Source organism: Polyangium sp. 15x6 (assembly GCF_029960785.1).
Lineage (GTDB): Bacteria > Myxococcota_A > Polyangia > Polyangiales > Polyangiaceae > Polyangium.
Genome location: NZ_JASBQE010000029.1, coordinates 1 through 12,840, shown reverse-complemented (window position 1 = coordinate 12,840; position 12,840 = coordinate 1). Strand labels below are relative to the sequence as shown.

Genomic DNA, 12,840 nt, shown 5'->3' with positions numbered 1-12,840 from the left:
GCGCGCTAAACTCGGCGCATGACCGCCCTCCTCCGCCCGACGACATTCCTCCTCGCCGCCCTTGCGCCCCTTGCGTTTGGCCTCGCTTCCGGCTGCGCGGAAGGCACGGACGCGCCGCCAGAGCCGTCGACGAGCGCTTCTTCGAGCTCCTCGTCGTCGAGCGGCACCGGCGGCGGCGGCGCGGGCGGAAGCGAGGTCGTGCCCGAGCCCGACGGACCGCCCGTGCTCACGATCGTCAATGGCGTGAACGATCACGAGGCGATCCGGCTCTGCTTCGTCCCCTACCCCGACGGCGGTGATCCCGCGCCGTATCCCGCCGATCCGTCGGGGCTCGCATTCGCCGCGGCCTCGCGGGTCGATCCGGCGAGCCTCTTGCCCGCGGACGAGGACGTGTATCTGCACGTCATCGCCGGCGACCTCGCGAAAACCAAGGATCTCGGATGCGCCACGCTCACCGAGGGCAATGCGCCGGCGGGCGTCGTGGTGGCGCCGGTCGCGGTGATTCCGGCCTCCGCGTTCGTCGCCAAGCGGAGCCTTTTGCTCGTGCCGACGGGCTGCGTGGGCGGGCCCGGTCATACCGATCCGCTCGAAAAAGAGGCGTGTGGCCCGACGTATTCGGCGGACACGCCCAATCCGGGGCTGCTCGCCGCGGCCATGTCGCGCGTGACGGCCGAGGGAAAACTCTCGCTCCAGGCCGCGCACGCGGCGCAGCCGATGCCTTCCGTCGACGTGCGGCTCGTGCCCGGGACCGAAGGAGGAATGCCGCAGCAGGTCGCGCCCTCGCTCACGGCGGGGGCGGTCGGGCCCGTTCCGCCGTTCCGGCAGCTCGCGCGGTTCGAATGGGGATCGATCGCGCAAGCGGAGATCCTCACGTTCGTGCCGGGGCAGATCGTGAAGACCTCGGCGTCGCCGCTCGATGCGGCCCTTTCGCGGGGCGGGCTCACGCAGGCGGACTTCGAGGACGGGCGGGCGTTCACGCTCGTCGCGGTGGGCGCGCAGCCGGGCATTGCGGCGGGCGCGTTCTGGCACGCGCTCACGTGGACCGTGGTGCGTTCGGATCCCTAGAATGGCAGGGTGAGGGAATCATGGCCGTCTCACTGAACGTGGACCTCGGCGAGCTACCGGGCGAACCCGAGGAGCTTTATTCGATCGCGACGATGGTCAACGTCGCGTGCGGCGGGCACGCGGGCGACGAGGCCACGATGGAACGTGCGTGCGAGCTCGCGCGCCGCGCGGGCGCCCGGCTCGCCGCGCATCCCTCCTACCCGGATCGGGCCGGGTTTGGCCGGACGAGCGTGGTGATGACGAGCGCGGAGCTCGCGGCGTCCGTGCGGTCGCAGGTCGAGGCGCTCGCCCGGGTGGCGCGGCGGGTGGGCATTGCGATCGAGGCCGTGAAACCGCACGGCGCACTTTATCACGATGCGGCGCGGGATCCGGCGATCGCGGCGGCGGTCGCCTCGGGAATCGACGCGGGGCTCGGGGCTCGGGTGGCGCTCGTGGGTCCGCCCGAGGGCGCGCTCGCCCGCCTCGCGGCGGCGGAGGGGCGCGCGTATCTGCGCGAGGGGTTTGCCGATCGGGCGTACGGGCCCGAGGGAAAACTCGTGCCACGCACGCAGGCGGGCGCGTTGATCACGGATCCGGCGTCGGCGCGGGCGCAGGCGTTGCGCCTCGCGGCCGCGGGCACGTTCGAAACGCTTTGCGTGCACGGGGATACGCCCGGCGCGCTCACGATTGCGCGGGCCGTGCGGGGAGGGCTCGAATTGGCGGGGCTCCTGGAAACGCGGGGGCGGGCGTGAGCGGCGGGGCGGGCGTCCTTTCGTACGGGGAATCGGCGGTGTACGTCGATCTCGGCGTGGAGAGCGCGCCGGATCGGGCCGCGCGAACGCATGCGGCGGCCGCTGCGTTGCGCGAGGTTTTTCCGGGGAGCGACGTGGTGGTCGGCGGCGGCGTGGTCGTCGTGGCGAACGTCGCGTGCTCGGACGAGGTTGTCCGGACGATCACGGCCGCGGTTTCCGGCGCGGCGAGGGCACATGTGTCCGGACGAACGCACGTGATCCCCGTGGTGTACGATGGGCCGGATCTGGAATCGATCGCGGGTGCGCTCGGTGTATCGACGGAGGCTGTCGTGCGCCTGCACGCCGAGCGTGAGGTCACGGTCGAGCTCGTCGGGTTCTTGCCGGGATTCGGGTATTGCGGGCCGATCGATCCCAGGCTGGTTTTGCCGCGCCGGAGCTCGCCGCGCCCACGCGTGCCGGCGGGCAGCGTGGGCATCGCGGGGACGTTCACCGGGATCTATCCTTTCGATTCGCCCGGGGGATGGAATCTGCTCGGCCGCGCGCCCGGGGCCTCGCTCTTTGATCCAGGCCGTGATTCGCCGATTCTGTTTTCGCCGGGGGATCGGGTGCGGTTCGAGCCGGTGAGCGAGGCGGAGCCGGTGCCGGCGCGGAAGGAGATTGTCCCAAATGAACAATCCATCCGCGCCCTCGTCGTGGAGGCCGCACCCGCGTGCGCGACGGTGCAGGATGGAGGACGCGCGGGGCAACTCGCGCGGGGGCTCCCGCCGTCGGGGCCGCTCGATCCGGAGACGCACGCGGCCGCGAACGAGGCCGTGGGCAATGCGCCCGGTGCAGCGGCGATCGAGGTGCCCCTCGGCGCGCTTTCGGTGCGGGCCCGGGGAGAGGTCATCCTTTCGGTGGACGGCGCGGCGCCCGTTCGTCTCGCGGAGGGAGACTCGTTCCGCGTGGAGGAGGGCCCCCGCGCCGTGCGTTATCTCGCGGCGCGCGGCGGGATGGACGTACCCATGGCGCTCGGCGCGCGGGCGACCTTGCTCGTCGCGCGCCTCGGCGGCGCCGCGGGACGCGCGCTCCGGCGGCGGGACGTCGTGCCCGTGGGCGATTTGGAATCCACCGCCGCGCGGCCTTCGCGCCATTCCACGCCGCCCGCAGAGAACGAAATCGCGACGATCGTGATCGACGAAGGTCCGCATCGAGGCCGTTTTCCCGCGGACGCGCTCGATGTGCTCCTCGCGTCCACGTTCACCGTCTCGCGCCTCGGCGATCGGGTGGGGCAAAGGCTCGAAGGCGCGAAAATACCGCGCGATCGGCCCGATCTCGCCCTGCCCGTCCCGATGTTACGGGGCGCGGTGCAGGTCACGACGGACGGCACGCCCATCGTGCTCGGGCCGGATCATCCGACGACGGGCGGGTATCCGGTCCTCGCCGTCGTGCGACGCGCGTCCCTCGGCACGCTCGCGCGGCTTCGGCCCGGAGAACGATTGCGTTTCGGGCGCGGCGCCTGACGGCTCGTCATTGCCTTTTCCGCCCAGGTCGGGTAACGATCCCCCTTCGATGGCGGGCCCCTGCCAGGCACACCCCGGGACGAGCGCGACGCACGCGTGCACGCAATGCGGCGCGCTCCATTGCACGCCGTGCCTAAAGCTCTTCGTCACGGAGCAAAACCCGCGTCCCTTGACGATGTGCCCGCGCTGCGGCGCCCTCGCGAGCCCCCTGCCCGAGCCCGAGCGCCCCGAGCGCGAGGATTTCGCCCTCGCATTGCGACGCCCCTTCGACGAGGAGGGCATGCTCCTCCTCGCCGCGCTCGCCGTGCCTTACTGGCTCACCGCGATCCCGGTGGCCTCCATATCCACGTTTTTCAACGTGATCTACCTCGGCACGCTCTCCGCCGCGTATTTCCAGATCGTGGAGCACGTGGGCCGCGACGCGCCGGGCCTCCCTTTCTCGGCGAGCTTCACCTCGCGCTGGGATCTTTTTCTTTCGTTCCTCCGCGGCCTCGTGTGCGTGCTCGGAGGCTTCTGGCCGGCGCTCCTCTCGGCGATCCTCCTGCCCGGAAACGTGTGGCTCACGCTCGCCCTCACCCTCGTGGGGATCGCGGTGACGCCCGCGGTGATCCTCGCGATTTCGATGACCGGGCACGCCATCAATGGCCTCTGGCCGGTCGCCTGGGTAGCGATCGTCTCGCATTCGCCACGAGCCTACGGAAAGCTCCTCGGGCTCTTCGTCGCGTCGACCGCGGCAGGCATGGCGGCCATCCTGCTCGCGGCCTACACGGTGGGGTTCATCCCGTTCTTCGGGCAGTATTTCGTGGGGCTCGTGATCACGACCGCGGCGGTCGTGCAAGCGACGCTGGTGGGCACGTGGGTCCGGCGCCACGCGTGGGCGTCGCCGGAGGATTGAATCCGATCATTCCGGCGGCTTGATCTGCGTCTCGCAGCCGAAGAGCACCTCGACCTTCCCGCCCGCGTCGCCCTGGAGCGCGGCGCAGGTATTCTGGCACATCGAGATCTTCGTCGGGGCGCCGGGCACGTCGTAATACCAGCCGCCCGTGTTCCCGCAATCGGCCTGACCCGTGGGCACGTTGTAAATGGTGGTCTTCGTGCCATTGCTGTTCGTGTAGACGACGTTGACCTTCTTCGGGTCGATCGTCGTGCCGTCGGGCGGAACCGGGATCGGGTAATCGCAGGAGATCTTCGCCTCCGAGACGACGGCGGTCGCCATGTCGTTGAAGACCGGGTCGAAGTTCTGGGTGCAGAGGTTGCCGAGGACGCCGCCCGTCTGCTGCACGAGCTGCTTGTAGACCGTGCCCTCCGCCGCCGAGATCGGCTCACACGCGAACGACTGCTTGTTGCAGCAGGTGAACGGGCAATTCGCGCAGTTGCCGAAGGCGCACTGGAAGATGCATTGCTCGCCCGATTCGAACGAGACGATCGCGTCGAACTTGAAGCCCTGGAACGTCGGGTCGAGCGCGAGGAGCTGGTTCACGAACGTGTTCGCGGCCATGTCGGAGTTGTCGTCCGACACGACGGCGATCGTCTTCACCGCGTTCGGCCGCAGCACGTCCTTCCATTGCGGATACGTGTTCAGGATCTGCTGGAACGCGTCCGTGCTGGCGACGGTCTGCACGACGTGCCGGTAGCCCGGGAGCTTCTCGTCCATTCCATTGCAGCTCCCGCTGCCGAGCGGCGCGGGGATGCACATCGTCGCGTCCGCGATCATCACGACGTGCACGTCGATCCCGCTCGCCGTGATGAGCTGCGCGAACTTGTTCAGGTTCGCCTGCACCTCGGCGATCTCCTCGTCCATGCTGCCCGAGGTGTCGACCGCGATGATGATATCCGCCGGCTGCTTGCCCGCCGTCGCCTCGGACGAGACGCTCGCACACGTATCGGCGTCCGGGAGCCCGCCGCCCGTGCCGCTGCTCGACGACCCGACGAAAGTGCCGCCGCCGCTGCCGCCCGGGCCGGGCCCATTGCCGCCCGACGCGCCCGCGCCGCCTTGCCCCGAAGCGCCAGAAGCGCCCGCGCCTTCACTCGCGCCGTTCCCGGTCCCGCTCCCGCCCGACGCCGAGCACGCACCCACGAGCGCGAGCCCGAGCGACAAACCGCCCACGACCATCCCAAGCCAATTCGTTTTCCGTCCTCGCATGGACCCTTCCTATCACGAGTCGGAGCGGTGGTGAAGCGGGTCACGAACAGGGAAGGCTTGTCGATGCAGAAGGTTTTATCGTCGTCGTAGCTCTCGATCTGGAACTCCGTTCCACTCGCGTCGTTCAATGCGCACGCGAGCCCCGCGCCGCCACCACGCGCCGGTGGTCGCCCGTCTCCACGGCGGTGTGCACGGGCGTCCCTTCGGCGACGAGCAGGCCCTGGAGCAGCTTGCCGAGCCTCGCAGCGCAGGCCGAATCTTGAATGCACGCGTCGACGCTCGCGAGCGCGGGTTTGTCGGAGTGGCAATCGGCCGCGCCCGCGCACGGGATCTGGTCCGCGAGCGCGCTCTGGTCCTCGGCGGCCACCGCGCCCTCAATCTCGGTGATCTCGACGAGCGGCTTCGCCGGCGTGGCGGGTCCCGCGGAATCGGGCAAGCAGCCGGCGGCGGCGGCGGCTGCGCTGAACAGAAGGACGACGAAGGTCTCGTGCAGCGTGCTGGTCATCATGGGGGAATCCTCCCTACGGTCGGGTGTATCGTTGGCCGCGTGTGACCTGGCTTCAGCAATGGCCATGCCATGACGGAAGAAGGCCGTTTCCGAGGGATGTGCAGCAGAGATACGCTCTCCCGGAGGCGTAAGATGGAGGCGTACGCCTCCAGCGTTGGAGGCTCGAACCTCCAGGAGAGCGCTCGCTCGCGTGTCCGCGCCGCCCCGGCCGTTGCCCCCGCCGATGTTACGGACGGCCTGCCGAACCTCGAATGGGCCCGCGAGAACGTGAACGCGGCCGGAGCGTTCTTCGAGCCCTGACAACCGGGCGAACCGTAGAGGAGGCCACCGAATCTCCTGCCACCCGGGCCGCTGTTCCGCGCTATCGTCCGTGCCCGCGGACTTCATGAACGACGCACCGGAGAACCTGCGCGAGGGTCGATACGCGGTCGTGCGCCTCCTCGGCGAGGGTGGGCAAGGCGCGACGTTCGAGGCCGTCGACAAGAAGGAAGGCCAGCCCGTCGCGATCAAGCGATTCCGCGTGCGCGGCGCGAAGAGCTGGAAAGAGGTGGAGCTCGCCGAGCGCGAGGCACGTGTGCTCGCAAGCTTGTCGCATCCGGGTCTGCCCCGTTACGTCGAGCACTTCGAGGAGGGCGGCGAGCTCTTCCTCGTCACGCAGAAAATCGAGGGCGAGAGCCTCGCCGCGATGCAGCAGCGCGGCGCGACGCTCGGTGAGGCCGACGTGATCCGCTTCCTGCGCGACGCCTCGGCGATCCTCGACTACCTGCACGGCCGCGCGCCGCCCGTCGTGCACCGCGACATCAAGCCGAGCAACGTGCTCAGGAGGCCCGACGGATCGTTTGCCCTGATCGATTTCGGCGCGGTGCGCGACAAGATGAAGCCCCAAGGCGGCAGCACCGTGGTCGGCACGTTCGGGTTCATGGCGCCCGAGCAGTTCCAGGGCCGCGCGATGCCCGCCTCCGACGTCTACGCGATCGGCGCGACGGCCGTGTCGATGCTCACGGGCATGCAACCCGAGGATTTGCCGCACAAAGGCCTCGCCATCGACGTCGAAGCCGCGCTCGGTCGATCCGCGCGCCCGGCGCTCGTGACCGCGCTCGTGGCCATGCTCGAGCCCGACCCGGACAAACGCGCGAGCAGGCTCGCGCCGCTCGTCGAGAAGCTCGGCGAGGCGCCGTCGAAGAAGGCGGACAAACACGCGGCGAAGGGCGAGGAGAAGGCCGAGCACCACGAACGCAAAGCCGAACGCAAAGCCGAGAAGGCCGAGCGAAGAGCCGAACGAAGGGCCGAGCGCTGGGCGCGGAGGCAAGAGCGCTGGGAAGAGCGGCAAGAGCGCTGGGCGCGCGAGTACGAGCGTCACGGGGGCTCGGACGTGATCCCCGGGCCGATCGCCGGGTTCATCCTGTTCGGGCTCACGATCGCGCAGATCGCGGTGTTCGTGGGCGTGCGCGTGGTCGCGCCTTTCGTGCTGCAAATGTTGTCGCTGTTCTTCGGCAAGGTGATGCGCGAGACGGCGAGCAACGTGAACGAGGCGGGCAAGACGGCGCACGCCGCGCTCGAACGCGCGAAGGGCGTGATCCGCAGCCGCGCGCAGGCGCTGAAGGTCGAGGGCGCGCGGATCGATGTGCGGGACGTGAGCGATCCGAGCGCGCCGAAGGTGCGCGTGGACGTGAGCGACACGAAGGACGCATCCGAAGCCGAGCGACTCGCCGAGGAAGAGGCCGCGGAGGCGGAGCGCGAGGGACGCAAAACACGTCGGCGCTGACGCCGCCGCGGCCGTTGCCTTCGCGGAGCCACACGCCCACACTCCCGCTCTTCGTTCGCTACTTCGGGAGGCGGTACGTCATGACGAACCCTCGTTCCTCGGGTGCTCGTGTTTGCGGGTCGTGGATGCTCTTCCCTGCGTTCGTCGCGCTCGCGGCGATGATCGTCGGCTGCGGGGACGGAGGGAGCGGCGGAGGCGCGGGAGGAAACGGGCAAGGCGGCGGCGGACTCGGAGGCGCGGGCGGCACCGGAGCCGCGGGCGGCGCGGGGCAAGGCGGTTCGACCGCGACGAGCCTCGACGGCCTGCTCGCCGAGCTCCGCGCGGACCTCGAAGGCACGATGGACAAGTACGCCGCGAGCGACGGATGGCCCGTGTGGGTGGAGGGCGGGCATCTGTTCGTCTCGACGAACCCGAGCCTGGATCTCGTCGCGGGTGATCACGACGGCTGGGTGGGCAGCCCGATGAAGATCGACAACGCGGGCTTTCGCTTTCTGCACCTGAAGGAGCTGGCAGCGGGCAGTCGCTACAAGTTCACGAACAAGACGATCTGGGAGGCCGACCCGTGGGCGCGCTCGTACACGTACGACGACAACGGGGAAATGAGCCTCGTCGCGCCGAAGGCGGCGCACCTCGATCGATTCTTCCGGATCGGCGACGCGCAGATGCCGGAGCGCACGGTGAACGTGTGGGTGCCGGAGGGCGCGGCGACGCACGTGCTTTACGTGCACGACGGGCAGAACCTGTTCGATCCAGCGGCGGTGTGGGGCGGTTGGATGCTGCAAAGCAGCGTGCCTGCGGGGATGATGCTCGTGGGAATCGACAACACGGGCATCGGTCGAATGGACGAGTACACGCACGTGCCCGACATCATCGATCTCGACGAGGACGGCATGGTCGAGCCCTGGGGCGGCAAGGGCGACGCCTATGCGGATTTCGTGAACGGCACGGTCCGCAAGCTCGTCGCGGATCGATACGGCGAGCCGCCGAAGGTGGGCACGATGGGCTCGTCGCTCGGCGGGCTCATTTCATTCCACATCGCGGACCGTTTCCCGGGCGAATACGAGTACGCGGCGAGCCTCTCGGGCACGATGGGCTGGGGCAAGATGGGCGAGACGTCGAAGAACGAGACGATGATCGAGCGGTATGCCGCGCACGGCCATCGCACGACGGTGCTCTACCTCGATTCGGGTGGCGGCGATCCGGCGCTCGGCCAGGCCGAAAATGAGGCCAAGTGCAAGGACACGGATGGCGACGGGATCGAGGACGACGTCGGGCTCGGCGACAACGCCTGCGAGAATGCGCAGATGCGGGACGTCCTGGTTTCGGTGGGTTACACGCTGCAGACGGACGTGTACCATTGGTGGGAAGCGGGGGCGCCGCACAACGAGGCGGCGTGGCGGGCGCGGGTATTTCGGCCGATGGATCTGTTCAAGGGGTTGTGAAATGAAGATGCGAACGATGTTTGGTGTGGCCTTCGGCGCGTTCGTCGCCGCGATGAGTCTCCCCGGGTGCAGCGACGACCCGGAGACGGAGAACAACGATCAGAAGCCGGCGGATGATTCGAAGTTCTGCCAGGCGCTCTTCGATCGGGACACGGCGTGCGGCCTGATGCCGGAGCCGAGCCAGGTGCAGGAATGCACCGCGAAATGGGTTTGCAACAGGAATCTCTACCGGGCCGAGGCGGTCGCCCCCAGCCAGAAATGCATCGTCGAGCGCGATTGCATGACGTCGATGGATTCTTGTGTTTCGACCGTCGCTGCGACGATGCCCGAAACGGCTTCGACGAAGGCCTTCGAGGCCGCGTGCCTCCCGCGGCTCGCGGAGTGCAACATGGAGGGGAACCCCTTTCTGGATGATTACTGCTACGGCTTCGAGCTCGCGCAGGACAGCGTGATCGACGAGTTGACGGCGTGTCTGTCCCAGCCGTGCGCGATGATCTCGGACTGCCTCTCCGGCACGTTCGGAGCCATCCTGGCTCCCTGCGGCGGCAAGTGAACATGCGCCGGGCGCCCGCCCGGTGATCGTTGCTGCCCCAACGATCCCGCCTTCAATGCTTGAGTGAGATATCCGCGAGCTCCATCCGCGCGTCGTTCAGGAACGGGCTGTCGGGGAAGCGGCGGATGAAGGCGCGCAGCGTGGTCTTCGCGTCGTTCCAGGCCTGGATGTCGACGAGGCACTCGCAGAGCAGGAACATCGCGTCGTCGGTGATCTCCTTGTCCGGCGAGGCCTCCGAGAGCTGCATCAGCATCGGGATCGCGTCGCGCTGCCGGTTCAGCTTGCGGTAGGCGCGCGCCAGGTTGAGCCGCGCCGACGGCGTGTGCGCCGCGTTCTCCTTCATCCGGATCGCGTCCTCGAACGCGACGGCCGCCTCGTGCCAGCGTCCCGTGCGCAGGTGGTCGAGCCCGAGCTGGTAGCTCTTGATGCCGAGCTCGGCGCGCGCCGTGTCCACCGCGTCCGTGAAGAAGGCGAGCTCGGCCCGCGAGAGCGGCTCCTTCCGGAGCGCCTCGAACCCGTCGATGATCTCCTGCCGCCTGCCTGCTCGTACGAGCTCGTAGAACGCCGCGGCCGCCGACTCCGCCCGCGTCCGATCGTCCGCGCGCCGCTGCATCTCCTTCACGTCGGACTCGAGCTTTGTGATCTTGTCCTTCGCCTGCTTGGTCTCGGCTTGAACGGAGTCGATGCGCGCATCCCAGGCGAGCTTGACCACGCCGATCACCACCAGAACGAAGAGCAGGTTGGCGCTCGCGCTGTTCCAGAAAGCCCGCCGTTCGAAGCCGAGCTGGCGCTTGGAGATCGTCTTGAGATCGGCCGCCAGGGCGTTCGTCAGGTTGTTCGTCTTGATGATGAGCCCGCGAGACTCGACGATCTCACGCTTGATCTCCCGCAACTCGTCGTCGAATTGATCCATGATCTTCGTCGGAAGGGTGGGGTAGTCGCCTCGCCCCTTGTGCGCCACCCCCTTGCCTGTGCTAAGGGGGGCGCCCAAGTCAAGCTACCAGGAAGCGCCCCGCATGGACACGAGCGACATCCGTAAAGGCCTCAAGATGATGCTCGATGGGAGCAAGGACCCCTTCTCCGTCATCGAGTTCCAGTTCGTTAAGCCCGGCAAAGGCCAGGCCTTCACCCGGGTGAAGCTGAAGAACATGGCAAACGGCAACGTCCTGGAACGGACGTTCAAGTCGGGCGAGAAGCTCGAGCCGGCGAACGTCGAGACGCGCACGTTCCAGTACATCTACCCGGAAGGCTCCGACTTCGTGTTCATGGACCAGAACACGGGCGAGCAGATCACCGTCCCCGGCGACAAGGTCGGCGACGACGCCAAGTGGCTGTCCGACGGCATGATGGTCGACGTCACGCTCTTCAACGAGCAGCCGATCGGCGTCGAAATCCCGCCGAGCGTCGTCCTGCAAATCACGGTCTGCGAGCCGGGCGTGAAGGGCGACACCGCGAGCGGCGCCACCAAGCCCGCCACGCTCTCGACCGGCGCGGTGATCAACGTCCCGCTCTTCGTGAAGGAAGGCGAGTGGGTCAAGGTCGACACCGCCGATGGCAAGTACCTCGAGCGCGTGAACCGCTGAAGACGCCCCTCCCCGCGCACGAGTCCCGATTTTCGACAGAGCTACCGTGACGTCCTCGTTCGTGCTTTGATCGAACGAGCGACGTGGACCCGTGAGGCGGTGGCTTTGTCGAAAGCGCTTCCCAAGTTCAGCCAGCTTCTCGAAGGCGTGGACTTCTACAAGGAAGACCAGAAGGTCGTCTTCACGTCGGTCTACCATCTGAAGCGCGGTTACTGTTGCCACTCGAAGTGCCGGCACTGCCCGTACGGGCTCGGCGTGGCGCAGAAGGTCTCCATCGAGATCCAGGGCCTCGACTGCCTCGTGTGCACACCCGAGGGCTCCTCGGACTCGGGAAAGTCCAAACCTTAGGTCCGCATTTTCCGCGTTTCACCGCACGAACGCGGCGCGCCGTAGCGCGGTTTGCCGCGTTGGAACGCTTCGTCCCGCGAAGAACGGCCCGAACCGGCGACATCCGCTTCGCTCCCGTCACGATTTCGGATATAGGGCCACCAGTGGCGTACGCTCCGGTCGTCTGCCGACCACGCGTTTGCCCGGCCCGCACTCGGGGCCAACCCCAGGTCTCTCGTGACCCGGCGACGTCCGTTGTCGGTGAAGTAGGAGCTTTCGGATGCGAACGATTGGATTCCTCGTGATGGCGGGCTTCGGCGCCCTGTCGATGTGGGCCTGTACCGTCGAGACGAACCCCGGGGGGAACACCGGCGGCAACGGGGGCGAGGGCGGCGCGGGTTCCACGGTGTCGTCGAGCTCGTCGAGCTCGGTCGCGCAGAGCTCGTCGTCGGGCGGGATGTGCGATCCGACGTTCGACCCGACCTGCACGGGCCTGCTCAACCCGAACGAGTGCGGCACGTGCATCGAGGCGAACTGCTGTGAGCAGCTCGCCGAGTGCTACGGCAGCGAGTGCGCCTTCGGCTGCTTCGACTGTCTGACGGGCGACGAAGCCTCCTGCAACGACATGGACCCGCAGTACTACAACAACCTGATGCAGTGCCTCCAGGGCTCGTGCGAGACGGAGTGCTTCCCGCCGCCGCCGGACTGGACGTGCAACCCGCCGACCGAGGCGCCCTCGGGCGGGTCCTGCATCACGCTCGACGCGACGATCAAGTGCAACCCGATCACGAACGCGCCCTGCAACACGGCCGCGGGCGAGGCGTGTGACATCAACAGCGGCGGCGGCTACCAGTGCTGGCCGGCGCCGAACACCGCCAAGCTCTGCGATGAGTGCGACGCCTCGAACGGTCCGTTCTGCGAGGGCGGCAAGACCTGCAGCGGCAGCAAGTGCGCGCGCTACTGCTGCAACGACGCGGACTGCGGCGGCGACGGCGCGAAGTGCGACACGTCGGGTCAGTACCCCGGCGGCGCCGGCCTCTGCCTCGGTCAGGTCGGCAGCAGCGGCCAGGGCGGCATGGGCGGCATGGGCGGCATGGGCGGTGCCGGCGGCGCGGGCGGCATGGGCGGCTCGGGTGGTGCCGGCGGCGCGGGCGGCGCGGGCGGCATGATGGGCACCGGCGGCGCGGGTGGCATGATGGGCACCGGCGGCGCGGGCGGCAT

General features: G+C 68.5%; 13 protein-coding genes and 1 pseudogene. 11 read left to right on the top strand and 3 right to left on the bottom strand.

Annotated elements, in window-relative coordinates:
- The first annotated feature begins 18 nt into the window (after window positions 1–18).
- From QHF83_RS22085 to QHF83_RS22070, 4 genes are read left to right on the top strand one after another with little or no spacing between them, the layout of a single operon-like run.
- Window positions 19–1,065, top strand: a complete 1,047-nt coding sequence (locus tag QHF83_RS22085; RefSeq protein ID WP_282419875.1) for a hypothetical protein — start codon at window positions 19–21, stop codon at window positions 1,063–1,065.
- A 20-nt stretch (window positions 1,066–1,085) separates the two neighbouring features.
- Window positions 1,086–1,796: a LamB/YcsF family protein gene (locus QHF83_RS22080; protein ID WP_282419874.1), complete on the top strand. Its 711-nt coding sequence runs from the start codon at window positions 1,086–1,088 to the stop codon at window positions 1,794–1,796.
- Window positions 1,793–3,298 (top strand): 5-oxoprolinase subunit PxpB, encoded by a 1,506-nt coding sequence (pxpB, locus tag QHF83_RS22075; RefSeq protein ID WP_282419873.1) that lies wholly within the window; start codon window positions 1,793–1,795, stop codon window positions 3,296–3,298. Before QHF83_RS22080 ends, pxpB begins: the two co-directional genes overlap by 4 nt.
- 49 nt (window positions 3,299–3,347) lie before the next feature.
- Window positions 3,348–4,193: a hypothetical protein gene (locus QHF83_RS22070; protein ID WP_282419872.1), complete on the top strand. Its 846-nt coding sequence runs from the start codon at window positions 3,348–3,350 to the stop codon at window positions 4,191–4,193.
- 6 nt (window positions 4,194–4,199) lie between these two features.
- Here QHF83_RS22070 and QHF83_RS22065 read toward each other — a convergent pair whose 3' ends face one another.
- Window positions 4,200–5,441: a vWA domain-containing protein gene (locus tag QHF83_RS22065; protein WP_282419871.1), complete on the bottom strand. Its 1,242-nt coding sequence runs from the start codon at window positions 5,439–5,441 to the stop codon at window positions 4,200–4,202.
- 124 nt (window positions 5,442–5,565) lie between these two features.
- Window positions 5,566–5,949 carry a hypothetical protein gene (locus QHF83_RS22060; RefSeq protein ID WP_282419870.1) on the bottom strand — a complete coding sequence of 128 codons (384 nt, stop codon included), beginning with the start codon at window positions 5,947–5,949 and terminating at the stop codon, window positions 5,566–5,568.
- Window positions 5,950–6,081: 132 nt separating this feature from the next.
- Here QHF83_RS22060 and QHF83_RS22055 point away from each other — a divergent pair, with 132 nt between their 5' ends.
- From QHF83_RS22055 to QHF83_RS22040, 4 genes are all read left to right on the top strand, one after another.
- Complete coding sequence (locus QHF83_RS22055; protein ID WP_282419869.1) at window positions 6,082–6,249, top strand: hypothetical protein; 168 nt, start codon at window positions 6,082–6,084, stop codon at window positions 6,247–6,249.
- A gap of 85 nt (window positions 6,250–6,334) precedes the next feature.
- Window positions 6,335–7,714 (top strand): serine/threonine-protein kinase, encoded by a 1,380-nt coding sequence (locus QHF83_RS22050; protein ID WP_282419868.1) that lies wholly within the window; start codon window positions 6,335–6,337, stop codon window positions 7,712–7,714.
- A gap of 80 nt (window positions 7,715–7,794) precedes the next feature.
- Window positions 7,795–9,156 (top strand): alpha/beta hydrolase-fold protein, encoded by a 1,362-nt coding sequence (locus QHF83_RS22045; RefSeq protein WP_282419867.1) that lies wholly within the window; start codon window positions 7,795–7,797, stop codon window positions 9,154–9,156.
- Window position 9,157: 1 nt separating this feature from the next.
- Entirely contained in the window at window positions 9,158–9,709 is a 552-nt protein-coding gene (locus tag QHF83_RS22040) for a hypothetical protein (RefSeq protein ID WP_282419866.1), read from the top strand.
- 52 nt (window positions 9,710–9,761) lie between these two features.
- Here QHF83_RS22040 and QHF83_RS22035 read toward each other — a convergent pair whose 3' ends face one another.
- Window positions 9,762–10,622, bottom strand: coding sequence for a tetratricopeptide repeat protein (locus QHF83_RS22035; RefSeq protein WP_281312980.1), 861 nt, complete (start codon window positions 10,620–10,622; stop codon window positions 9,762–9,764).
- A gap of 103 nt (window positions 10,623–10,725) precedes the next feature.
- Here QHF83_RS22035 and efp point away from each other — a divergent pair, with 103 nt between their 5' ends.
- The 3 genes and pseudogenes from efp to QHF83_RS22020 all read left to right on the top strand — a co-directional run.
- A complete protein-coding gene (gene efp, locus QHF83_RS22030; RefSeq protein WP_282419865.1) occupies window positions 10,726–11,292 on the top strand; it encodes an elongation factor P in 567 nt (188 codons plus the stop codon).
- 99 nt (window positions 11,293–11,391) lie between these two features.
- A complete protein-coding gene (locus QHF83_RS22025) occupies window positions 11,392–11,640 on the top strand; it encodes a DUF5522 domain-containing protein (protein ID WP_282419864.1) in 249 nt (82 codons plus the stop codon).
- Window positions 11,641–11,899: 259 nt separating this feature from the next.
- Window positions 11,900–12,840, top strand: a pseudogene (locus QHF83_RS22020) (hypothetical protein); the annotation flags it as partial.